A 22,291-nucleotide genomic window follows, 5' to 3' on the forward strand; every position below is an offset into this window, starting at 1 on the left:
TGCGGGCAGGGTTCAACAGATGGATCGCCGCAGCAAGGGGAATCGGCATGGACGGATCAGGACGCGCCTCCGGGCCCGCGCGCGCGCGCCGCGCGGCACCGGCCCGGCCCGTGGATGCGGCCTCGCGGATCGATGCGGCCTATCTGGAAGAGACCCCGGCGCGCCACCGCAAGGCCTATGCCCAGGTGCTGACCCCGCCCGATCTCGCGGCCCTGATGGCGGAATGGGTGGCGCGCGGCGCGCCCGATGAGGTGCTCGATCCCGCCTTCGGTACCGGGGTGCTGGCGCGGGCGATGGCTGCGGCCCGGCCGGGCCTGCGGATCCGCGCGCATGAGGTCGACCCGCGCATCGCTGCCGCGGGGCAGGCGGCCTGCGCGGCGGCCGGGGTCGTGCTTGCGCTGGAGCCGGGGGATTTTCTGGGCAGCGCGCCTGCGCCCGTGGCCGGGGTGATCGCCAATCCGCCCTGGCTGCGGCCGCGGGTGGGCGATGGCCTCTCGGCGCAGATCCGCGCCCTCTCTGACCGGGCGGGGCTGGTGCTGGGCGGGCAGACCAATGCCTATGTGCTCTTCGTGCTGGAATGCTGCCTGCGGCTGCGGCCGGGCGGATATGGGGCGTTCCTGCTGCCTGCGGAATGGGCCAATGCCAACAGCTGCGCCGGGCTGAAACGGTTCCTGATCGAGCGCGGCTTTCTGCGGCGGCTGGTCTATGTGTCGAACCTGCGCCCGGTCTTTGCCGATGCGCTGACGACGGCGAGCCTCGTGCTGGTGCAGGCGCCCCTGCGCCCGGGGCCGGTGGCGGAGGTCGAGACGCTGTTCGTGGGCGAAGGCGCCTGCCTGCCGGGGCCGGAGGCGCCGGGGCGGCTGGTTCCGGCTGCGGCGCTGCTCGGGGCTGCGAAATGGGATGCGCTCCTGCGCGGGGCGGAGCCGGGCTTGCCTGCGGGCCATGTGCGGCTGGGCGATCTGGCGCGGACGCGGCGCGGACTTGCCACCGGGGCGAACGGGTTCTTTCACCTGAGCGCGGTCGATGCCCAGGCCCGCGGCATCGCGCCCGCGCGGCTCCGGCCCTGCGTGGCGAAGGCCGCCGATGCACCAGGGCGGCTGTTCCGGGCGGGCGACATTGCCCGGCTGGAGGCGCGCGGGCGGCCCGGCCATTTCCTGGACCTGACGCCGCCGCTGTCTGAGGCTGAGGCGCGCTATGTCACCGAAGGCGCGGCGGCGGGGCTGGATCAGCGCTTCCTCACCCGCAACCGCACGCCCTGGCATGCGCCCGAGCGGCTGCATGTGGCGCCGATCTGGGCCTCGACCTTCGCGCGCGAGGATCTGCGCTTCGTCTATAATGCGGCGGGGGCGCTGCAGATGACGGCCTTCCACGGCATTTTTCCGGAGCGGACCGATGCGCCCTGGCTGCGCGCGCTCACCGCCTGCCTGAATGCGCCCGAGACCCGCAAACGGGCCGAGACGCAGCTGCGCCGCTATGGCGGCGGCCTGCGCAAGATCGAGCCGCGCGACCTGCTGGAGATCGCCGTGCCGGACCTGCGCCGGGTCGCTCCGGCGACGGTCGCGGCGCTGTCGCGCGTATTGGAGGGGCCGGAGACCGCGCTGCAGCGGCGCGTGGCAGAGGCGGTCGAGGAGGCACGATGAGCATCGAGGCGGATTTCGCGCGGCTGGCGCGGGGCAATGCGCGCAGGCGCACCGGGTTCGATCTGGCCGCGCGGCGCCAGGTGCTGCGGTTGCTGTCCGCGGCGATCCGGCGGCGCGAGGCCGATATCATCGCCGCGCTGGCGGACGATCTGGGCAAGCCCGAGGCCGAGACCCGCCTGACCGAGATCCTCCCCGTGCAGGCCGAGATCCGCCACGCGCTGCGCCATCTGAAGCGTTGGATGCGCCCGTGCCGGGTGCGTCCGACGCTGGCCATGCTGGGCACGAGCGCCCGGATCCGGATGGAGCCGCGCGGCACGGTGCTGATCATCGCGCCGTGGAACTACCCGTTCGGGCTCGCGCTCGGGCCGCTGGTGTCGGCGCTGGCGGCGGGGAATGCGGCGGTGGTGAAGCCCTCGGAGATGGCGCCGGCCACCTCCGCGCTGGTGGCGCGGATCCTCGCGGACCTGCCCGGGGAGCTGGTCGCGGCGGCGGAGGGCGGGGCGGAGACCGCGACCGCCCTGCTGGAGCTGCCTTTCGACCATATCTTCTTTACCGGGTCGCCCGAGGTGGGCCGGGTGGTGATGGCCGCGGCCGCGCGCACGCTTGCCTCCGTCACGCTGGAGCTTGGCGGCAAATCGCCGGCGCTGGTCGGGCCGGGCGCCGATCTCGCGCGCGCGGCGCGGATGATCGCCTATGGCAAATTCGCCAATGCCGGGCAGACCTGCGTCGCGCCCGATCATGTCTATGTGCCGCGGGTGCAGATGGGCCCGTTCCTCACCGCGCTGCGCGCGCGGATCCGGGCGATGTATGGCGCCGAGCCGAAGGCCTCGGCGAGCTTCGGGCGGATCGTGAACGCGCGTCATTTCGCGCGCCTGACCGGGCTGGTGGATGCGGCCCGCGCTTCGGGCGCCGAAGCCGAAGGGGCGTCCAGCGATGCCGAGGCGCGCTACCTGGCGCCCACGCTCCTCACCGGCACCACGCCCGCGATGGAGGTCTCGCGGCAGGAGATCTTCGGCCCGGTGCTGCCGCTGATCCCCTATGACAGCCTCGACGAAGTGCTGGCCCGGATCGAGACCGGGCCGAAGCCGCTCGCGTTCTATCTGTTTGAGCGCGACCCGGGCACGATCGCGCGGCTGACGGCGGCAGTGAGCGCGGGCGCCGTGGGCGTGAACGTGACGCTCGCGCATTACCTGCACCTGAACCTGCCCTTCGGCGGCATCGGCCAGTCCGGCATCGGGGCCGCGCATGGCCAGTGGGGCTTTCGCGCCTTCAGCCACGAAAAGCCGGTGCTGCGCGACCGCTTCTCCCTTCTGCCGCTCCTGATGCCGCCCTATGAGGGGCTTTCGGGGCGGCTCGCGCGGCTGGTGCAGCGGCTGCTGGGCTAGACCTCGCCCGGCGCGGGGGCTAAGGGAGCGGGGGCACAGGAGGCAAGAATGCGCGGCATGGGACGGATCGGGCCGATGGCACTGGCGGCACTGGCGCTGCCGTCGCTGTTCTGGGCGGGGAATTTCATCGTGGCGCGGGCGGCGCGCGGCGAGGTGCCGCCGATGGCGCTGAGCTTCGGGCGCTGGCTGATCGCGGGGCTGTGCCTGCTGCCCTTCGCGCTGCCGCATCTGCGCCGCGACTGGCCCTGGTACCGCGCCAACTGGAAGCTGGTGGTGGGCACCGGCATCCCCGGGGTCACGCTATTCAATGCGCTGGTTTATCTCGGGCTGCGCTATACGGTGGCGGCGAACGGGATGCTGCTGAATTCCACCATTCCGGTGCTGATCCTGCTGATCGGGGCGCTGTTCCTCGGGCGGCCGTTGCGGCTCGGGCAGGGGCTCGGGCTCGCGGTGTCGCTCATCGGGGTGGCGGTGGTGATCCTGCACGGAGACTGGGCGCGGCTGGTCGGGCTCGAATTCTCCCGCGGCGACCTGATCATCTTCGGGGCGATGCTGTGCTGGGCGGTCTATACGCTCGGGCTCACGCGGGTGCCGCGCGAGGTGAACCGGCTCGGGCTGCTCACCGTGCAGATCGGGATGACGCTGGTGCTGCTGTTGCCGTTCCTCGCCTGGGAAGTGGCCTCGGGGCAGGTGCCCAGCTGGTCTCCGGCCGCGATCGGGGCGCTTCTCTATGTAGGGATCGTGCCCTCGGTGATGGCGACGCTGCTTTACATGAAGGCGGTGGCGCTGGCGGGGCCGCAGCTCGCGGGCCAATCGGTGCACCTGATCCCGCTTTATGGCGCGGTGCTGTCGATGCTGTTTCTGGGCGAGCCGCTGCAGGCCTATCACCTGGAGGGCTTCGCGCTGATCCTGGCGGGGATCGGAATTGCCAGCAGGGGCTGACGCGGGCGTCATCGCTCCCTAGATAGGGAGAGAAAGGAACCGCGATGATCCCCTATTCCCTGCTCGACCTCTCGCCGATCCCGGCGGGCGCCACGCCCGCCGATGCGCTCGGCAATACCGTCTCGCTCGCCCGCCATGCCGAGGCCCTCGGCTATCACCGCTACTGGCTGGCGGAGCACCACAATTCTACCGGCATCGCCTCGGCCGCGACGGCGGTCGTCATCGGCCATGTCGCGGGGCAGACCCGCACGATCCGCGTGGGCGCGGGGGGCATCATGCTGCCGAACCATGCGCCGCTGCAGGTGGCCGAAGCCTTCGGCACGCTGGAAACGCTCTATCCCGGCCGGATCGACCTCGGCGTCGGGCGTGCGCCCGGCACCGATCAGCTGACGGCGCAGGCGCTGCGGCGGGGCGTGCTGAACGCGGACCGCTTCCCGGAAGATGTGGTCGAGCTGCTGGGCTATCTGAAGCCCGCGGAGCCCGGCCAGCCGGTGCAGGCGGTGCCGGGGCAGGGCACCAATGTGCCGGTGTGGATGCTGGGCTCGTCGCTGTTCGGCGCGCAGCTCGCGGCCTATCTCGGCCTGCCCTATGCCTTTGCCTCGCATTTCGCCCCCGATGCGCTCGATGAGGCGGTGTCGCTCTATCGCGAGCGGTTCCGCCCCGGCGTGATCCAGGCGCCACGCTTCATGCTGGCCGTGAACCTCTTCGCCGCCGCGACGGACGCCGAGGCGCATCTGCTGCGCTCCTCCATGCTGCAGAATTTCATCAACCTGCGCCGGGGCGCGCCGGGGCCCTTGCCCGCGCCGGTGGCGGATCTGACCACCGTGGCCTCGGCGGGCGAAATCGCGATGGCGGACCGGGCGCTGCGCGTGGTCGCGGCCGGAAGCCCGCAGACGGTGCGCGACCGGCTTGCGGGCTATATCGGTACCTACCAGCCCGACGAGATCATCCTGACCGGGCACATCTATGACCATGCCGCGCGGCTGCGCAGCTTCGAGATCGGCGCGGAGGTGATGCGCGGGCTCTAGCGCGCGCCCATCACCAGCGCGGCCAGTACCGCAAGCAGCACCCCCGCGCGCAGCCAGCCCGGCAGGCGCAGGCCGGCGCAGGCTTCGGGCAGCCACAGCAGCGCGAGCGACAGGCCGCAGAAGAGCGCGGCCTGCAGGCCCTGCTGCGCGAGGACCCGCAGCGGATCGGCGCCGCCCAGCAGCGCGAGGACGCCGATATGGAACTGCGCGCCGATGAGCACGCCCAGCACGAAGATCACCCCTTCGGCGATGACCCGGCCGAGGCGCAGCGCGAAGGGCCAGCCGCCAAGCCCGAGCGCCAGCAGCGCCCAGACGAGGCACATCGCCAGCATCTGATCGCGGCTGAGGAGCGAAAGCGGCAGCTCCGGCACACGCGCGGCCCGGGTGCCGAGCCAGGGCGCCGCGGCGGTGAGCGCGAGGCTCGCCCCGAGCGCAAGCCCGTAGCAGACCGCGCCCGCCAGAATGATCAGGGCGGTCAGGCGGATGAGATCGGCGATGAGTGGCGCGCGGAACATGGCATTTCCCTTTTTACGCTGTGGATACCGGCCCGCCGCCCGGCCCGCAACCGCGGTTCGGGGCTTGCATTCCGGGCCCGTCCGCGTATAAGGCGCGGACTTCCGCAATCATGTGAACCGGCGGAGCCTCTCGTGGTGGGCCGCGGAAGTCATCGCCCTCCTATGAAGCCGCCTAATGAAACAGGAGCATACATGCCGCTTTACGAGCATGTCCTCATCGCGCGTCAGGACCTGTCCAACGCGCAGGCCGAAGGCCTCGTCGAACATTTCTCGACCGTTCTCGCCGACAATGGCGGCAAGGTCGTGGGCACCGAATACTGGGGTGTCAAGACGATGGCCTACAAGATCAACAAGAACCGCAAGGGGCACTACGCCTTCTTCCGCACCGACGCGCCCTCGGCCGCCGTGCAGGAAATGGAGCGTCTGGCCCGTCTGCATGACGACGTGATGCGCGTGCTGACCGTCAAGGTCGATGCCCATGACGACGGCGCCTCGATCCAGATGCAGAAGCGCGAAGAGCGCGAAGACCGTGGCCCGCGCGATGATCGCGGCCCCCGTGGTGACCGCGGCGATCGCGGTGACCGTCGCGAGCGTCGTTGATCGGAGGACTGACACATGGCCAACAAACCGTTTTTCCGCCGTCGCAAGGTCTGCCCGTTCTCGGGTGAGAACGCGCCGAAGATCGACTACAAGGACACCCGTCTGCTGCAGCGCTACATCTCTGAGCGCGGCAAGATCGTCCCCGCCCGCATCACCGCCGTCTCGGCCAAGAAGCAACGTGAGCTCGCCCGCGCCATCAAGCGCGCCCGCTTCCTCGCGCTGCTCCCCTATGCCGTGAAGTAAGGAGCAAGTCCCATGCAAGTCATCCTGCTGGAACGTGTGGCCAAACTCGGCCAGATGGGCGAGGTCGTCAACGTCAAGGACGGTTACGCCCGCAACTTCCTGCTGCCGCAGGGCAAGGCGCTGCGCGCGAACGAAGTGAACATCGCTTCCTTCGCGGAACGCAAGGCGCAGCTCGAGGCGCGCAACCTGGAAACGAAGAAGGAAGCCGAAGCTCTCGCCGAGAAGCTCGACGGCCAGACCTTCGTCGTCATCCGCTCTGCCTCGGATTCGGGCGCGCTCTACGGCTCCGTCACCCCGCGTGACGCCGCCGAAGCAGCGACCGCCGGTGGCTTCTCGGTCGACCGCAAGCAGGTCGCCCTGAAGGCGCCGATCAAGGATCTGGGCCTGCACGAGCTGCACGTGGTCCTGCACCCGGAAGTCGATGCGACGATCATCCTGAACGTCGCGCGTTCGGCTGAAGAGGCAGAGCTGCAAGCGTCGGGCAAGTCGATCCAGCAACTCGCCGCCGAAGCGGAAGCCGAGGCCGAGTTCGAGATCGCCGAGCTGTTCGACGAAGTCGGCGCGGCCGCGTCCGACGACGAGTAAGAGATCCCCATACGGGGTCTTGTGGCCGCGTCCTTCGGGACGCGGCCGTTTTCATTTGGAGGATTGAGATGATCGAGACCGAACGGCTGATATTGCGCCCGGTGGCGATGGCGGATCATGCGGAGGTGGCGGCGATGCTGCGCGACCCGGCGACCGCGCAGTTTCTGGGCGGGGTCAGCGATCCGGAAGGGATCTGGAACAAGCATCTGCGCAATATCGGGCATTGGGTGGCCTTCGGCTACGGCATCTTTACCGTGCGCCGGGCCCTGGATGGTGCGCATGTGGGGCAGGTCGGCCTCGGGCATTTCTGCCGCGGGCTGGGGGAGGATTTCGATCCCTGGCCGGAGGCGAGCTGGATCCTCGACGGGCGGATGCATGGCCAGGGCTATGCGCTGGAGGCGGCGCGCGCGGTCGAGAGCTGGTTCACCGCGCAGCACGGAGCGGGGCGCCGGGTCTGCATCATCCATCCCGACAATGCGCCCTCGCTGCGCGTGGCGGAGCGGATGGGGTACCGGCCCTATGGCGCGGCCGCGTATCGCGATGCGCGGCCGGTGAAGCTCGAACGCCTCGCCTGAGGCCACGGCGGGAAATGCAAAAGGCCGCCCCGGAGGGCGGCCTTCGATCTGGTGGTCCCGGCAGGGATCAGAGCTCGTCCAGAGCCTCGATCGCCTTTTGCAGGTCTTCCTTCGAGACTTCCTTCTCGTTGACCTTGGCGCCTTCGACGATGAAATCGACGACCTTGTCTTCGAAGATCGGCGCGCGCAGCTGTTGCTGCATCTGCGGGTTCTGCTGCACGAATTCGAAGAACGCGCGCTCCTGGCCCGGATATTGGCGCGCCTGGTTCAGCACGGCCTGAGTGAACTCGGCATCGGTCACTTCGATGTTCTGCTTGCGGCCCAGTTCGGCCAGCAGCAGCCCAAGGCGCACGCGGCGCTCGGCGAGCTTGTTGTGCTCGTCGGTCGGCTCAATCGCACCGTGGTCGTGATCGTGATCTTCCGGATGCTCTTCGTGATAGAGCTGGTGCGCGATCTGATGGGCTTCGGCTTCCACCAGCGAGGGCGGCAGCTCGAACTTCACCTTGCCATCCAGCGCGTCCAGCAGGCCACGCTTCAGCACGGCGCGCGAAGCGCCCTTGTATTCGGCTTCCAGACGCTCAGCGATCTGGCCCTTCAGCGCAGCCAGATCCTCGGCGCCGAACTTCTTCGCCAGCTCGTCGTCGATCTCGGCTTCCTTCGGCGCCTTCACGGCCTTCACGGTCACCTTGAAGGTCGCGTCCTTGCCGGCCAAGTGCTTCGCACCATAGGTTTCCGGGAAGGTGACCTTCACTTCGACTTCTTCCTCGGCCTTGGCGCCGGTGAGCTGCGCCTCGAAGCCCGGGATGAAGGTGTTGGAGCCGATGATCAGCGGGTAATCCTCGCCCTTGCCGCCCTCGAAGGGCTCGTCGCCGAGGAAGCCTTCGAAGTCGATCACGACCTGATCGCCGTCTTTCGCCTTGGAGCCCTTGCGGCGGTCCTCGAAGACCTGCGCGGTCTTGGCGAGGTTTGCGAGCGCTTCGGTCACGGCTTCGTCCTCGGCCTTCACGACCAGACGCTCCAGCTCGACATCGCCCAGATCGACTTCCGGGATCTCCGGCAGCGCCTCGTAGGACACGTTGACGACCACGTCATCGCCTTCCTTCCAGGTCTCGCCGTCCTTCATCTCGACCTTCGGCTGCAGCGCCGGGCGGTCGCCGGACTTGTCGAAGTGCTCTTTCATCGCGCCGTCGACGGCTTCCTGCATCGCATCGCCGAGCACGCGTGCGCCGAAGGTCTTGCGCAGCATCGGCAGCGGAACCTTGCCCTTGCGGAAGCCTTTCAGCTCGACTTCGGGCTGCGCCTCCAGCAGTTTCTCGGTCACCTTCGCATCCAGTTCCGCAGCGGGAATGGTGATGGTGTAGCCGCGTTTCAGGCCTTCGTTCAGCGTCTCGGTGACCTGCATGGGTATCCTCTACTGTGCAAGGCGCGCCGCGCGGGCGCGCGTAATTCCCGAATTTCAGCCGCCCTTCTATTGGTCGCGGCGGCGGGAGGCAAGGCGAAAAGCAGGGCCTCAGCGGCAGGGCACCCGCATCGCGCCGAGCCCCCAGGCGGTGATCTGGCCCACCAGCTCCCGCTGGGCGGCATCGAAGCCCGCGATCAGATCCGGCGTCGCGGTGGAGCCCAGCTCGCGCACCGCCTGGAACCGGCCGCGCGCTGCCACGCGGCCATCGCCCTCATGCACCAGCTGCGCGGTGACGCTGAGCACCACCCGCGCGCCGGTCTCGGTCCTGACCGCGTTGAAGTCCTCGATTTCCGACAGGAGCGCGTAATCCCCGGCGCCGGCGAGCGGCGTGCGCCCGACATGGCCGAAAGCCGGGTAGCGGGCGAAGCTGCGCACGAGCAGCGTCTGCAGCGTTACCGGCACGGTATCGCCCCATTGTGCATCGGGCAAGTACTGCGCCTGCAGCGCGCTCGGGCGGATCATGATCCGGTCGGTATCGAGCGTGCTGCGCGCCTTCGGCAGCTCGACCACGAGCTCCGCCGCCCCGGCCCGGCAGGCCACCGGCGCATCGGAGGCGGGCAGCAGCTCGAACACATCGCGCTTTGGCTGGTTCAGCGCGCCCAGGGCCGAGCATCCGGCGAGCGACAGCACGAGGGGAAGGGCAACGAGACGCATGGGGGACCTCACCGGCGGAATTCGGGCGCGCGCTGCCCGGAGATGGCCTGCGCCGGGCTGCGGCGCAGGGCGGAGACGAACTGGTTGGTATTCTCGATCAGGGTCTGCAGATCGGCCGCCACGCGGGTCAGCCGCGGCAGGCCATCGCGGGTGAAGCTCTGCACCGGGCCCTGCGCGCCCGTCAGCATGCCGCGCAGGCTGGCAAACGCCTGATCGGCGGAGCCTGCGGCGCTGTGGAGCTTCGCGGTGATCGCGGGGATATCGGCGGAGACCTTCGCCACCGCCTCGTTCAGCGTGGCCAGCGTGGTGCGCAGGTCGCTCAGGGCAGGGCCGAAATCGGTCTCCAGCGCGCCCGCGGCATTGTCGAAGGCGCGCTCGGCGGAGGCGAGGGTGCGCGCGGTCTGCGGCATCGCGGCGCTCAGCTGCCCGGTGAGCGTGGTCAGATCCGCCGCGACATAGCCGCCGACGGTTTCGAGCGTGCGGGTGCCGCTCTCGATCAGCGCATCGGCCTTGCGCGTCGTTTCGGTGAGCTGCGTCAGCGCGGCATCGGCATTGCCGAGCGTTACCTGCGCCGCGTCGCCCAGGCCCTTGATCTTGTCGCCGAAATCCGAAATCCCGCCCGCGGCCTTGCCGATCGCGGCGGTGGCGGCGGAAATGTCGGTCATCGCCTTGTCCAGATTGCCGCTGGAACGCTCGACATTGTCGAGGATGTTGCGCACCCGGGCCTGGTTCTCGTCGCCCAGGAGGGTGGTCAGCTGCTGGGTCACGGTGTTGAGCCGCTCGATCATCTGCGGCCCCTGGTCGCTCAGCGTCTGCAGCACGGAGCCCCGCGCACGGATCTCCGGGACGCCGCTGGCCGCTTCGCGCAGCAACGGCGCGCGGGGGCTGCCCGATGTGATGGCCACATTGTTCACCCCGGTCACGCCCTGCGGCACTAGCGAGGCGGTGGAATCCGTCCGCACCGGGGTATCCTCGCGCACCTCGACCCGCACCCAGACCCGGCCATCGTCGCGGTCCGACAGGCCCATCTCGATCACCTTGCCCACCGACAGCCCCGAGAACGTGACATTGGAGGCGACGCTGAGCCCGGCCACTTCGGGGAAATAAATGTCGTACCAGGCGAACTGCCGGTTCAGCTGCAGCTTCGCGAACCACATCAGGAACAGCAAGATCCCCAGGAACCCGGCCAGGGTGAAGGCGCCGATCAGCACATAATTGGCCTTCGTCTCCATCTCTCATTCCCTCCTGCGGCCGCTTTCCATCGCGGCATGGGCGCGCGGCCCGTGGAAATATTCGTGTACCCAGGGGTGATCCACCTGCATCATCTCGGCCATGGTGCCGGTGGTGAGCACCTTCTTCTCCGCGAGCACAGCGATCCGGTCGCAGCAGGCGTGCAGCGTATCGAGATCATGCGTCACCAGGACCACGGTCAGGTTCAGCGCGTCGCGCAGGCTCACGATCAGCTGGTCGAAGGCATCGGCGCCGATCGGATCGAGCCCGGCCGTGGGCTCATCGAGGAACACGATCTCGGGATCGAGCGCCAGCGCCCGCGCGATGCCCGCCCGCTTGCGCATGCCCCCCGAGAGATCCGACGGATATTTGGCATTGGCGTTCCAGGGCAGGCCGGAGAGCGAGACCTTCAGCTGCGCCAAGGCTACGCGCTGCGCATCGCTCAGCCCGGGCACGTCGCGCAGCGGCACCTCCACATTCTCCTGCACGGTGAGCGAGGAGAACAGCGCGCCGTTCTGGAACATCATGCCCCAGCGGCGCTCCAGCGCCGCGCGCGCATCGGGCGGCAGCGTGCCGATGGTCTGGCCCAGCACCCTGACCGTGCCCGCGGCCGGCTGCACCAGCCCGACGATGGCGCGCAGCAGCACTGATTTCCCGGTGCCCGAGCCGCCGACGATGCCGAGAATCTCGCCCCGGTGCACATCGAGATCGAGGTTTTCATGCACGACATGGGCGCCGAAGCGGTTCACGAGGCCGCGGATTTCGATCACGGTTTCGGTCATATCCCGACCTGTGCGAAGAAGACGGAGAACAGCGCATCGAGCACGATCACCGCGAAGATCGCCTCGACCACGGCCGAGGACGTCATCGCGCCGAGCGAGGCCGCATCCTTGCCCACCTTCATCCCGGCGCGCACGCCGATGATGCCGATGATCACCGCGAAGACCGGCGCCTTGGACAGGCCCACCACCACATGGCCCGGCGCCGTATCCGCCACCAGGCGTGCCACGAACATGGAGGGCGAGATGCCGAGCGTGACCCAGGACATCAGCCCCCCGCCCAGCAGCCCCGCCACATTCGCCACCAGCCCGAGGATCGGCAGCATCAGCACCAGCGCCAGCACCCGCGGCACCAGGAGCACCATGTCGGGATCGAGGCCGAGGGTGCGCATGGCGTCGATCTCCTCCTGCATCTTCATGGAGCCGATGGAGGCCGTCAACGCGGAGGCGGTGCGCCCCGCGACCACGATCGCCGTCATCAGGATGCCGAGTTCGCGCAGGAGCGAGATCGCGATCAGGTTCACCACGAAAATCTCTGCGCCGAACTGCTTCAGCTGTGCCGCGCCCTGAAAGGCCAGCACGATCCCGATGAGGAAGGCCATCAGCGCCACAATCGGCACCGCGCGCAGCCCGGTCTCCTGGCAGTGATAGATAAGCGCGGTGAAGCGGAAGTCCGAAGGGTGGCGCACGGCGCGCCAGCAGCCCGCGAGGAAGCGCCCGAGATATTCGGCCATCTCCATCACCTGCCCGGCGAGGAAGGCCATATGGGCGCCGAGGCGCGCGAGCAGCACGCGCCATCCGGCATGGCCCTGCGGCGCGGGCTCGGGCCGGGGCAGGGCGGCGGTGACAACCTCCAGAAGCTTCGCATGCGGCTCCGAGAGCCCCTCGAGCTGCGCCCCCGCGCGCTGACGCTCCGCCAGTGCCCAGGCGCCCGCCGTATCGAGCCGCGCGAGCCCCGACAGATCCAGCCGCGCGCCGCCCTCGGGCAGGTCGGGCAGGGTCCAGACCGTCAGCTCCCCGCGCAGCCGCAGCAGCGTGTCCTCAGTGGTGCTGCTCAGGGAATGCGGGGGACGGATCTCAACCACGTTTGCCCCCCGGGGGTCTCGTTACATGCACAGTGCCACTCCCGGCGAAACCGTCCTCACTCTGGCATCAATTTACCTTCCGGGAAAGCTAGACGTCAAGCTCCTCCACGAAACGGGCATTTTCCTGGATATACTGGAAGCGCAGCTCCGGCTTCTTGCCCATCAGCCGCTCCACCAGATCCGAGGTTTCGCCCGGGAAATCGTCGGCGGTGGTGACCCGGATCAGCTTGCGGGTGGCGGGGTTCATCGTGGTGTCCTTCAGGTCCTTGGCGTCCATCTCGCCGAGGCCCTTGAAGCGCTGCACGTCGATCTTGCCCTTGCCGCCGAGGCCCTTCTGCAGCCAGATTTCCTTTTCGGCGTCATCGGCCACATAGATCCGCCGCGCGCCCTGCGTCAGCCGGTAAAGCGGCGGGCAGGCCAGATACAGGTGGCCCTTGTCGATCAGCGGCCGCATCTGGGTGAAGAAGAAGGTCATCAGCAGCGAGGCGATATGGGCGCCGTCCACATCGGCGTCGGTCATGATGATGACCTTGTCATAGCGCAGATCGTCGATGCGGAATTTCGTGCCGAGCGCCACGCCAAGCGCCTGCGACAGGTCGTTGATCTCCTGGTTCTGACCGAGCTTCGCGCTGGCCGCGCCGAGCACGTTCAGGATCTTGCCTCGCAGCGGCAGGAGCGCCTGGTGGGTGCGGTCGCGCGCCATCTTGGCCGAGCCGCCGGCCGAGTCCCCTTCGACGATGAACAGCTCGGTGCCGTCGCGGTTGGTGGCGGAGCAATCCACCAGCTTGCCGGGCAGGCGCAGCTTCTTCGTCGCGGTCTTGCGCGAGGTTTCCTTCTCCGCGCGCCGCCGCAGCCGCTCCTCGGCGCGCAGCACCAGGAAATCGAGGATCGCGCCCGCCGATTTCGGATCCGAGGCCAGCCAGTTATCAAAATGGTCGCGCACCGCGCTTTCGACCCATTTCGCGGCTTCCTCGGTGCTCAGCCGGTCCTTGGTCTGGCCGACGAAGGAGGGCTCGCGGATGAACACCGACAGAAGCGCACAGCCCCCGGTGAGCATGTCGTCGCGGGTGATGAGCGCGGCCTTCTTGTTGTTCGACAGCTCGCCATAGGCGCGCACGCCCTTCAGGATCGCGGCCCAGAACCCTGCCTCATGGGTACCGCCCTCGGGGGTGGGCACGGTGTTGGTGTAGCTGTGGATGAAGCCGTCGCGCATCGGCGTCCAGTTGATCGCCCATTCCACCGCCCCCGGAATGCCGAACTTCTCCTCGAAGCTGACGCGGCCTGCGAAGGGGCGATCCGAATAGGTGGAGGTGCCCGAAAGCGTCTCGTTCAGGAAATCGGCGAGCCCGTTCGGGAAGTGGAACACTGCCTCGACCGGGGTTTCGCCATCGTCGATCGCGGATTTCCAGCGGATCTCCACGCCGGAGAACAGATAGGCCTTGGAGCGCGTCATCCGGAACAGGCGCGCAGGCTTCAGCGTGAGCGCACCGAAGATCTCCGGGTCGGCGTGGAAGGTCACCGTGGTGCCGCGCCGGTTCGGGGCGGCGCCGAGCTTCTCCACCGGGCCCTGCGGCACCCCGCGCGAGAAGCGCTGCTCGAACAGCTCCTTGTTGCGCGCGACCTGCACGATCATGATGTCCGAGAGCGCGTTCACCACCGAGGAGCCCACGCCATTGAGCCCGCCCGAGGTGGAATAGGCCTTGTTGGAGAACTTGCCCCCCGCATGCAGGGTGCACAGGATCACCTCGAGCGCGGATTTGCCGGGGAATTTGGGATGGGGGTCCACCGGAATGCCGCGGCCGTTGTCGGTGATGGTGACGGAGCCATCGGCGTTCAGCTCGACCCCGATCCGGGTCGCATGGCCCGCCACCGCCTCGTCCATCGCATTGTCGAGGATCTCGGCCACCATATGGTGCAGCGCGCGCTCGTCGGTGCCGCCGATATACATCCCCGGGCGCTTGCGCACCGGCTCCAGCCCTTCGAGCACCTCGATCGAGGAGGCGTCATAGGTCTCTGCCTGCGCGGAGAGGAGATCGTCGGCCATGCTGCTCTTTCCTTTGTGGTCTTTGACCGAAGGGATACCGCAGCTTGGGGGGCAGGGGCAAGCGGCGCAGGGCCCGGGCAGGGGCGGCCACGGCCCCGCGCCCGGATTTCAGGCAGAACCGGCGCCCAGAACCGGCGCCCGTCAGACCGGCTCCGCGAGCCGGGCCTGCCACATCTTCTTGAAGGCCGGGCGCGCCTGGCACAGCTCCAGCCAGCCCTTCGCCCGCGGGAAGCGTGCCATCAGCGCGGCGTCCGCCTGGGCATAGCGCAGGATCTCGGCCATGTTGATGTCGGCCACGGTGAAGCGCCCGCCGACCATATGGCTGTGCGTGGCCAGATGTGCCTCCAGCACCGCGAGCGGGCGGGCGAGCTTCGCCTCGGCGACGGAGAGCGCCGATTCCTCGCGCTCCTCGGCGGCAAAGAGGGTCTGGATCGCGAGCGCATGCTCCTCGATCCAGGTCGCGCCATAGAGCGCCCATTGCATCATCTGCGCCGTCTCGCGCGCGTCCTTCGGCGCGAGCGGCCCGCCCGCCTTCTGCGCCAGCCACAGGTTGATCGCGAGCGATTCCGTGAGCACGAAGCCCGCCTCCTCCATCACCGGGATCGCGCCCGCGGGCGAGAGCCGCAGGAATTCGGGCGAGCGGGTGTTGAACGGCGCATCGGGCGCGCGCGGGTCGATCTCCTTCGCCTCCAGCCGGTACGCCTGGATCACCGGGCGCAGCCGCCATTCGAGCCCCAGCTCCTCCAGAGCCCAGATGTTGCGCGTGGCGCGCGAGCGGTACACACCCCAGATCGTGATCATGATCCCTCCTGTTTTGCCGAACCGTGCCCCGGCGCGGCGCGAAAGGGAAGGGGCGGATTGATGCGGGTCAAAGACGGGGCGTCATGCGGCTGTTACACTGCGCCGGATTTTTACAGGAGCGCATACCGCATGGATGACCGGACCTTCCCCCCGCCGATCCCGCCCGCCGATGACCTCTCCGAGCCCCAGGCCACCCCGATGCCGCAGACGGGCGCCGCCGCGTGCGGGCCCGAGGCCACAGCTCTGCCACAGGCGGGCGACGCCGCGCTGAGCGGGCCGCAGGCCTTCCCGAAGCTCGATCCGAATGCGATCCGCATCGCTTTCGAGAGCGGCCGCTACCCCTATCCGCGCCGCATGGGCCGGCCGGCCTACGAGCAGGAGAAGGCGCTGTTGCAGGCGGAGCTGCTGAAGGTGCAGATCTGGGCGCAGGAGACGGGGCAGAAATTCGTGATCCTGTTCGAGGGGCGCGATGCCGCGGGCAAGGGCGGCACGATCAAGCGCTTCATGGAGCATCTGAACCCGCGCTTCGCCCGGGTGGTGGCGCTGAACAAGCCCTCCGAGCCCGAGAAGGGCCAGTGGTTCTTCCAGCGCTACATCCGGCACCTGCCGACGGCGGGCGAAATGGTGTTCTATGACCGCAGCTGGTACAACCGCGCCGGGGTGGAGCGGGTGATGGGCTTCTGCACGCCCACCGAATATCTGGAATTCATGCGCCAGACGCCGGATCTCGAGCGGATGCTGGTGCGCTCCGGTATCCGGCTTTACAAATACTGGTTCTCGGTCACTCAGCCCGAGCAGCGCCGCCGCTTTCAGGAGCGTGAGACCGACCCGCTGAAGCGCTGGAAGCTGAGCCCGATCGACCTCGCCTCGCTCGACAAATGGGACGATTACACCGAGGCCAAGGAGGCGATGTTCTTCTATACCGACACCGCCGATGCGCCCTGGGTCATCGTGAAATCGAACGACAAGAAGCGCGCCCGGCTGAACTGCATGCGCCATTTCCTCTCGACGCTGGATTACCCGGACAAGGACCCGGCCATTGCCACCGAGCCCGACCCGCTGATCGTGGGCCATGCGAGCCATGTGGTGCACCGCTCGGAGCATGTGCTCGGCTCGGCGCTGCACCCCTCGCTGCGGGGCTTCGGCCGCGGGGCGGCGCCGGAAGCGGCCAAATGAGCCTGTGGCATGGCCCGCCGCGGGCCGCGCCGCAAAGGTCTGACAAAGTGTAATAATGTGGCGCGGGCATGACTTTTGCGTGATCCGCGCCCCTGCGTTCTGGACGGAATGCTGCGCAGCATGGCAGCCTTGTTGCACTGCGGCGAAACCGCGCTGCGGTGCAATATTCTCGACCCCGGATTATCAGGAGCCGACCCATGCGCAGATTTGCCCTTTTCACTCTCCCCGCCGCCCTCGTCCTCGGGGCGCTGAGCATCGCTCAGGCCGATACCGCAGGCGCGGTTGCCGACCGGCAGGCCTATTTCAAGAGCCTCGGGCAGCAGGCCAAGAAGATGGGCGAGCTGGCGAAATCCTTCGATCCGGCGGCGGCGAAGGCGCAGGCGGCGCAGCTCGCGCCGCTGCTGGCGAAGGATTTCAAGACCATCTTCCCGGCCGGCACCTCCGCGAAAGAAATCCCGGGCGACAATGAGGCAAAGCCCGAGATCTGGGCGAATTTCGACGATTTCCTGAAGAAGGAAGCCGCGTTCAAGGCCGCAGGTGAAACGCTGGTCGCGGCGGCGCAGGGCACCGATGGCAAGGCCTTCGCGGCGGCGATGGGGCAGATGGGCGGCACCTGCAAGGCCTGCCACGACGCCTATCGGCTGAAATGAGCGGGCCGCAGGAGGGGCCGCAGGACTGGCCGGTGTGGGACCCGCTGCTGCGGCTGTTCCACTGGGCGCTGGCGGCGGCGGTCACGGCGGGGTGGCTGCTGGGCCGGTTCGGGCCGCTGCAGATGACCTGGCATTTCTGGCTCGGCTATGCCGTCTGCGGGCTGCTGGCGTTCCGGCTCGTCTGGGGCATCATCGGGCCGCGGACGGCCCGGTTCGCCGCCTTCGTGCGCGGGCCGGGCGCGGTGCTGGCCTATCTGCGCACCCTGCCCGCGCGGCAGGCCTCCCCTCTGCGCGGGCACAATCCGCTCGGGGGCTGGTCGGTGGTGGCGATGCTGCTGGTGCTGACGGCGCAGGTCGTGACCGGGCTCACCATGGATCCGGAGGATTACATCAACACCGGGCCGCTGGCGGGCTATGTCTCTGCGGGGTGGAACCGGCAGGCGGTATCGCTGCACGGGCTTCTGGGTAATGTGCTTCTCGGGCTGGTGGCGCTGCATGTGGCGGCGATCCTTTATTACCGGCTCTGGAAGCGGCAGGATCTGATCACGCCGATGATCACCGGCCGCGCGCGCGACTGAGGCTTCCTGCGCCCTTCTCCTGGCCGAGCGCGCATCGGCCCGGGGTGCCTGTATCGGTACAAGGCGGCGCTGGACGGGGCGGGGGGGCTTCGCTAGCGTCCGCACCATGTCCATGCATCGCCCCCAGACCGCCCCGCGCCTCAGCTTCGCCGCCCAGATCCGGGCGCTGCTCACGCTCGGCCTGCCGCTGGTCGGGTCGAACCTCGCGCAGATGGGGCTCCATGTCACCGATACGGTGATGATGGGCTGGTACGGGGTGCAGGAGCTGGCCGCGGTGGTGCTGGGGGCGGGGTTCTTCTGGGTGCTGTTCCTGCTCGGCTCCGGCTTCGCCTATGCGCTGATGGGGCGGATCGCGGCCGCGCTCGGCGCGGGCGACGAAACCCAGGTGCGGCGCGATGCGCGCATGGCGATCTGGCTGTCGATGCTGGCGGGGCTGTGCATGCTGCCGGTGCTGTGGCAGTCGGGCGCGATCCTGCGCGGCCTCGGCCAGAAGCCCGAGATCGCCGCGATGACGCAGGAATTCCTGCGCGTGGCGATGTGGGGCATGGTGCCGGCGCTGGTCGTCGCGGTGATGCGCGCCTATCTGAGCGCATTTGAGCGCACGCGGGTGGTGTTGTGGGTCACGCTCGCGGCGGTGTGCTTCAATATCGTTTCGAACTGGCTCCTGATCTTCGGCAATCTCGGCCTGCCGCAGCTCGGCCTGCGCGGCGCGGCGCTCAGCTCGGTGATGGTGCAGTTTCTCTCGGCGGGCATTCTGATGCTCTATGCCGCGCGCCAGCGCGAGCTGCGCCGGTTCGATCTCTTTGCCCGGTTCTGGCGCCCGGATTGGGAGGCATTCCGCCTCGTGTTCCGGCTGGGCATGCCGATCGGGCTGACCTCGGTGTTCGAAACCTCGATGTTCCAGGCTTCGGCGGTGATGATGGGCTGGATCGGCACGGTGGAGCTTGCCGCGCATGGCATCGCGCTCGAGCTCGCCTCGCTCGCCTTCATGATCCATATGGGGGTTTCGAACGCCGCCACGATCCGCGCCGGGCGGGCGCGCGGCGCGGGCGACCTGCGCGGCCTGCGCGACGGGGCGATCGCGGCGCTGGTGCTGTCGTTCTCCGTTGGGCTGCTGACGGTGGTGGCCTTCCTGGCCATGCCCAAGATCCTGATCGGGCTGTTCCTCGACAGGAGCGCCGCGGAGGCCGCACAGATCCTGGCCTTCGGCACGCTCCTGCTGGCGGTGGGCGGGCTGTTCCAGCTGTTCGATGCCGGGCAGGTGATGGCGCTCGGCCTGCTGCGCGGGGTGCAGGATACGCGGGTGCCGATGATCGTGGCCGGGTGCAGCTACTGGCTGGTGGGGATCCCGGTGAGCTACCTGCTCGCCTTCGGGCTGGGCTTTGGCGGCGTCGGGCTCTGGGCGGGGCTGGCGGTGGGGCTCGCCTGCTCGGCCAGCATTCTCACGCTGCGGTTCTGGCGCGGGCCCTGGCTGCGGGCCTGACCCGGCGCGCCCTGTGCTGAGCCTGCCCGTCACGCGATGAAGAAGGGCGCCCGAAGGCGCCCTCACGTTTCTCCCTGGCAGGGGCCGGGCTTATTTCAGCCCTTCGCAGAAGGCCTTGATCCGGGCGCAGGCCTCGGTCAGCTGCGCGTCCGACGTGGCATAGCTGATGCGGAAGTTGGGCGAGAGGCCGAAGGCCGCGCCGAACACCACGGCGACGCCGTTCTCCTCCAGCAGCGCCGAGGCGAAGGCTTCGTCATCGGCAATATTGACGCCGCCCTTTGAGGTCTTGCCGATGCAACCCGCGATCGAGGGATAGACGTAGAACGCGCCTTCCGGCACCGGGCAGGTGATGCCGGGGCAGGTGTTCAGCGCGGCCACCACCAGGTCGCGGCGGCGCTCGAAGGCCTGCTTGCTCTCGGTGATGTAGTCCTGCGGGCCGTTCAGCGCCTCCAGCGCCGCATATTGGCTGATCGAGGAGGGGTTCGAGGTCGATTGCGACTGCACCTTGCCCATCGCCTTGATCAGGCTTTCCGGCCCGCCCGCGTAGCCGATCCGCCAGCCGGTCATCGCATAGGCCTTGGACACGCCGTTGCAGGTCAGCGTGCGGTCATAGAGCGCGGGCTCCACCTGCGCGGGCGTGGTGAATTCGAAATCGCCGAACACCAGATGCTCGTACATGTCGTCCGACATGACCCAGACCTGCGGATGCTTCAGCAGCACTTCGGTGAGCGCCTTCAGCTCGGCCCGGGTATAGGCCGCGCCGGAAGGGTTCGAGGGCGAGTTGAAGATGAACCACTTGGTCTTCGGCGTGATCGCGGCATCGAGCTGCTCGGGCGTGATCTTGTAGCCCGTCTGCATGTTGCCCTCCACGAAGGTGGGCGTTCCGCCGGCCAGCAGCACCATGTCCGGGTAGCTCACCCAGTAGGGCGCCGGGATCAGCACTTCGTCGCCCGGGTTCAGCGTGGCCACCAGCGCGTTGTACAGCACCTGCTTGCCGCCGGTGCCTACCGTGATCTGCGACGGCTTGTAGCTCAGCCCGTTTTCGCGGGCGAACTTCTCGCAGATCGCCTGCTTCAGCTCCGGGATGCCGTCGACGGCGGTGTATTTCGTCTTGCCGTTCTCGATCGCGGCGATCGCGGCCTTCTTGATGTTGTCCGGAGTGTCGAAATCGGGCTCGCCTGCGCCGAGGCCGATCACGTCGCGGCCCGCGGCTTTCAGCTCGCGGGCCTTGTTGGTGACCGCGATGGTCGGCGAAGGCTTCACGCGTGCCAGCGTATCGGAAAGGAAGGCCATTTCGGATGCTCCGGTTGAATCTGGGGTACTCTCACCGGGGCCATGCTTTACGCCCGCCCGCGCGCCGGTTCAACGGCGATCTGGCCTCTTGACGCGCGCGCGGGCACGAGGCAAGCCCGGTCCAAACAGGAGGACCCGATGGAAACCACCGAGGCACGGCTGAAACGGATGCGGATGCGCAGCTGGCGGCGCGGCACGAAGGAGATGGACCTCATCCTCGGACCCTGGTCGGACGAGCGGCTGGCGGGGATGTCGGAGGCGGCGCTGGATCTCTATGACGCACTGCTCGAGGAGAACGACCAGGATCTCTATCCCTGGATCACCGGCGGCCAGCAATGCCCGGAAAAATATAGTGTTTTGCTGGCCGAAATCGGCGCTTTCGCGCGCGCCCGGCACCGCCCTGCAGGCAGCGTACGGTGAATTTTTCCGCGCTTAACTGAATGTTCGGGCTTTTGTACGAATCTCTGTCGGGTACGAAACGGCGGAGATTTGAATGACTTTCCAGACCCCCATGAAGAAGCCCGAGGAGGCGCAGGTTCCTTCGCCGGTCTTCGCGGACTATCTTGAGTTCCTGGGATTGATCGAGCGTCTGCATCGGCTGCTTCTCGATGTGATCAAGGACGAGTTCGAGCGGCTGGGGATTCTGGAAATCAATCCGGTGCAGGCGCTTCTGCTCTACAATATTGCCGAGAACGAGGTCACCGCGGGCGAGCTGAAGAGCCGTGGCTACTATCAGGGCTCCAATGTCAGCTACAATCTGAAGAAGCTGGTCGAGGCGGGCTATATGCATCACCAGCGTTCCGAGATCGACCGCCGCTCCGTCCGCGTGCGGCTGACGCCGAAGGGGCGCGCGCTGCGCCAGACCGTCTCGGATCTGTTCGAGCGGCACGCGACCGGCCTCGTCTCGCGCCACATCCTGAGCAGCGCCACGCTGGTCGAGATGAACGACTCCCTGCGCCTGATCGAGCGCTACTGGGCCGATCAGATCCGCTACATCTACTGATCCGGCCCGGCAGGACCGGCCGCCCGCACGCATCGCGAGGGCAGCCGATCCGGATGCGATGACATCCCTGTAACAGCCTCTTGTCCGAATCCTGACGCTCGCGCACCCTGATCACGAAATCGGGAGGAGCGAAGATGGGAATGGAGGCTTCGGTCAATGTCCTCGGCGGGCGGCTCGAGCCATGCTCGATGGAGCCGCGAACCGGGTTCTTTCGGGATGGGTATTGCAATACCTGCGTCCAGGATACCGGCCAGCACACGGTCTGCGTGATTGCCAACGCGGAGTTTCTGGCCTGGTCCAGATATATCGGCAACGACCTCAGCACGCCGCGGATCGAGTTCAAATTCCCGGGGCTGAAGCCGGGGGACCATTGGTGCCTGTGCGCGGCGCGCTTTCTGGAGGCGCATCAGGAGGGATGCGCGCCGCATGTGGTGCTGGAGGCGACGCATCGGCGGGTCCTGGATATCGTGCCGATGGAGGTGCTGCGGCAGTACCGCGTGTTCTCGCCGTTCTGAGCTGCCGTTTCCCTGCCAGGGAGGC

Annotated in this window: 24 protein-coding genes; 15 read left to right on the forward strand and 9 right to left on the reverse strand. The window is 68.2% G+C overall.

The genetic code is table 11. The features are described from left to right. Nucleotides 1–47: 47 nt before the first annotated feature. The 4 genes from ACOMG5_RS08980 to ACOMG5_RS08995 are packed head-to-tail and all read left to right on the forward strand — an operon-like array spanning nt 48 to nt 4,995. Nucleotides 48–1,640 carry an Eco57I restriction-modification methylase domain-containing protein gene (locus tag ACOMG5_RS08980; protein WP_420343460.1) on the forward strand — a complete coding sequence of 531 codons (1,593 nt, stop codon included), beginning with the start codon at nt 48–50 and terminating at the stop codon, nt 1,638–1,640. After that, nucleotides 1,637–3,025: an aldehyde dehydrogenase family protein gene (locus tag ACOMG5_RS08985; RefSeq protein ID WP_420343461.1), complete on the forward strand. Its 1,389-nt coding sequence runs from the start codon at nt 1,637–1,639 to the stop codon at nt 3,023–3,025. Before ACOMG5_RS08980 ends, ACOMG5_RS08985 begins: the two co-directional genes overlap by 4 nt. Nucleotides 3,026–3,073: 48 nt before the next feature. Further along, nucleotides 3,074–3,967, forward strand: coding sequence for a DMT family transporter (locus ACOMG5_RS08990; protein WP_420343462.1), 894 nt, complete (start codon nt 3,074–3,076; stop codon nt 3,965–3,967). A gap of 44 nt (nt 3,968–4,011) precedes the next feature. Next, on the forward strand, nt 4,012–4,995 hold the full coding sequence (locus tag ACOMG5_RS08995) for an LLM class flavin-dependent oxidoreductase (RefSeq protein ID WP_420343463.1): 984 nt from the start codon (nt 4,012–4,014) through the stop codon (nt 4,993–4,995). Here ACOMG5_RS08995 and ACOMG5_RS09000 read toward each other — a convergent pair. Beyond that, the gene (locus ACOMG5_RS09000; RefSeq protein WP_420343464.1) at nt 4,992–5,510 is read right to left on the reverse strand and encodes a hypothetical protein; all 519 of its coding nucleotides are present in this window, start codon (nt 5,508–5,510) and stop codon (nt 4,992–4,994) included. The two genes, ACOMG5_RS08995 and ACOMG5_RS09000, sit on opposite strands and share 4 nt — an antisense overlap. A 192-nt stretch (nt 5,511–5,702) precedes the next feature. Here ACOMG5_RS09000 and rpsF point away from each other — a divergent pair, with 192 nt between their 5' ends. From rpsF to ACOMG5_RS09020, 4 genes are all read left to right on the forward strand, one after another. After that, the gene (gene rpsF / locus ACOMG5_RS09005; RefSeq protein WP_420343465.1) at nt 5,703–6,110 is read left to right on the forward strand and encodes a 30S ribosomal protein S6; all 408 of its coding nucleotides are present in this window, start codon (nt 5,703–5,705) and stop codon (nt 6,108–6,110) included. 15 nt (nt 6,111–6,125) lie between these two features. Then, on the forward strand, nt 6,126–6,353 hold the full coding sequence (gene rpsR / locus ACOMG5_RS09010) for a 30S ribosomal protein S18 (RefSeq protein WP_036636385.1): 228 nt from the start codon (nt 6,126–6,128) through the stop codon (nt 6,351–6,353). A gap of 12 nt (nt 6,354–6,365) precedes the next feature. Then, on the forward strand, nt 6,366–6,938 hold the full coding sequence (gene rplI, locus ACOMG5_RS09015) for a 50S ribosomal protein L9 (protein WP_420343466.1): 573 nt from the start codon (nt 6,366–6,368) through the stop codon (nt 6,936–6,938). Nucleotides 6,939–7,006: 68 nt separating this feature from the next. Next, complete coding sequence (locus ACOMG5_RS09020; protein WP_420343467.1) at nt 7,007–7,513, forward strand: GNAT family N-acetyltransferase; 507 nt, start codon at nt 7,007–7,009, stop codon at nt 7,511–7,513. A gap of 67 nt (nt 7,514–7,580) precedes the next feature. On the opposite strand, the gene tig is transcribed toward ACOMG5_RS09020, so the two are convergent. The 7 genes from tig to ACOMG5_RS09055 form a co-directional block, all read right to left on the reverse strand. After that, nucleotides 7,581–8,915: a trigger factor gene (gene tig / locus ACOMG5_RS09025; protein WP_420343468.1), complete on the reverse strand. Its 1,335-nt coding sequence runs from the start codon at nt 8,913–8,915 to the stop codon at nt 7,581–7,583. 108 nt (nt 8,916–9,023) lie between these two features. After that, nucleotides 9,024–9,629 (reverse strand): ABC-type transport auxiliary lipoprotein family protein, encoded by a 606-nt coding sequence (locus tag ACOMG5_RS09030; protein WP_420343469.1) that lies wholly within the window; start codon nt 9,627–9,629, stop codon nt 9,024–9,026. Between the two features lie 8 nt (nt 9,630–9,637). Then, nucleotides 9,638–10,861 (reverse strand): MlaD family protein, encoded by a 1,224-nt coding sequence (locus tag ACOMG5_RS09035; protein WP_420343470.1) that lies wholly within the window; start codon nt 10,859–10,861, stop codon nt 9,638–9,640. A gap of 3 nt (nt 10,862–10,864) precedes the next feature. Next, complete coding sequence (locus ACOMG5_RS09040; protein ID WP_420343471.1) at nt 10,865–11,641, reverse strand: ABC transporter ATP-binding protein; 777 nt, start codon at nt 11,639–11,641, stop codon at nt 10,865–10,867. After that, on the reverse strand, nt 11,638–12,723 hold the full coding sequence (locus ACOMG5_RS09045) for an MlaE family lipid ABC transporter permease subunit (RefSeq protein WP_420343472.1): 1,086 nt from the start codon (nt 12,721–12,723) through the stop codon (nt 11,638–11,640). Before ACOMG5_RS09045 ends, ACOMG5_RS09040 begins: the two co-directional genes overlap by 4 nt. Nucleotides 12,724–12,811: 88 nt before the next feature. Further along, the gene (parE, locus tag ACOMG5_RS09050) at nt 12,812–14,767 is read right to left on the reverse strand and encodes a DNA topoisomerase IV subunit B (protein ID WP_420343473.1); all 1,956 of its coding nucleotides are present in this window, start codon (nt 14,765–14,767) and stop codon (nt 12,812–12,814) included. A gap of 141 nt (nt 14,768–14,908) precedes the next feature. Continuing rightward, nucleotides 14,909–15,568, reverse strand: coding sequence for a glutathione S-transferase family protein (locus tag ACOMG5_RS09055; protein WP_420343474.1), 660 nt, complete (start codon nt 15,566–15,568; stop codon nt 14,909–14,911). 129 nt (nt 15,569–15,697) lie between these two features. Between ACOMG5_RS09055 and ppk2 the strand changes: the two genes are divergently transcribed. The 4 genes from ppk2 (at nt 15,698) to ACOMG5_RS09075 (ending at nt 19,455) form a co-directional block, all read left to right on the forward strand. Further along, on the forward strand, nt 15,698–16,744 hold the full coding sequence (ppk2, locus tag ACOMG5_RS09060; RefSeq protein WP_420343475.1) for a polyphosphate kinase 2: 1,047 nt from the start codon (nt 15,698–15,700) through the stop codon (nt 16,742–16,744). A 197-nt stretch (nt 16,745–16,941) separates the two neighbouring features. Further along, on the forward strand, nt 16,942–17,394 hold the full coding sequence (locus tag ACOMG5_RS09065) for a c-type cytochrome (RefSeq protein ID WP_420343476.1): 453 nt from the start codon (nt 16,942–16,944) through the stop codon (nt 17,392–17,394). Then, nucleotides 17,391–17,972, forward strand: a complete 582-nt coding sequence (locus ACOMG5_RS09070) for a cytochrome b/b6 domain-containing protein (protein ID WP_420343477.1) — start codon at nt 17,391–17,393, stop codon at nt 17,970–17,972. Before ACOMG5_RS09065 ends, ACOMG5_RS09070 begins: the two co-directional genes overlap by 4 nt. A 106-nt stretch (nt 17,973–18,078) precedes the next feature. Continuing rightward, on the forward strand, nt 18,079–19,455 hold the full coding sequence (locus ACOMG5_RS09075) for an MATE family efflux transporter (RefSeq protein ID WP_420343478.1): 1,377 nt from the start codon (nt 18,079–18,081) through the stop codon (nt 19,453–19,455). A gap of 90 nt (nt 19,456–19,545) precedes the next feature. On the opposite strand, the gene ACOMG5_RS09080 is transcribed toward ACOMG5_RS09075, so the two are convergent. Beyond that, nucleotides 19,546–20,748, reverse strand: coding sequence for a pyridoxal phosphate-dependent aminotransferase (locus ACOMG5_RS09080; RefSeq protein ID WP_420343479.1), 1,203 nt, complete (start codon nt 20,746–20,748; stop codon nt 19,546–19,548). A 138-nt stretch (nt 20,749–20,886) separates the two neighbouring features. On the opposite strand from ACOMG5_RS09080, the gene ACOMG5_RS09085 reads away from it, so the two are divergent. The 3 genes from ACOMG5_RS09085 to ACOMG5_RS09095 all read left to right on the forward strand — a co-directional run bounded on the left by ACOMG5_RS09085 (nt 20,887) and on the right by ACOMG5_RS09095 (nt 22,266). Beyond that, entirely contained in the window at nt 20,887–21,168 is a 282-nt protein-coding gene (locus ACOMG5_RS09085) for a succinate dehydrogenase assembly factor 2 (protein WP_420343480.1), read from the forward strand. Between the two features lie 91 nt (nt 21,169–21,259). Continuing rightward, complete coding sequence (locus ACOMG5_RS09090) at nt 21,260–21,751, forward strand: MarR family winged helix-turn-helix transcriptional regulator (RefSeq protein WP_420343508.1); 492 nt, start codon at nt 21,260–21,262, stop codon at nt 21,749–21,751. Nucleotides 21,752–21,885: 134 nt separating this feature from the next. After that, nucleotides 21,886–22,266, forward strand: coding sequence for a DUF2237 family protein (locus ACOMG5_RS09095; protein WP_420343481.1), 381 nt, complete (start codon nt 21,886–21,888; stop codon nt 22,264–22,266). Nucleotides 22,267–22,291 lie beyond the last annotated feature (25 nt).

Origin of the sequence: Paenirhodobacter sp. (assembly GCF_041916475.1) — a bacterium.
GTDB lineage: Bacteria > Pseudomonadota > Alphaproteobacteria > Rhodobacterales > Rhodobacteraceae > Rhodobacter.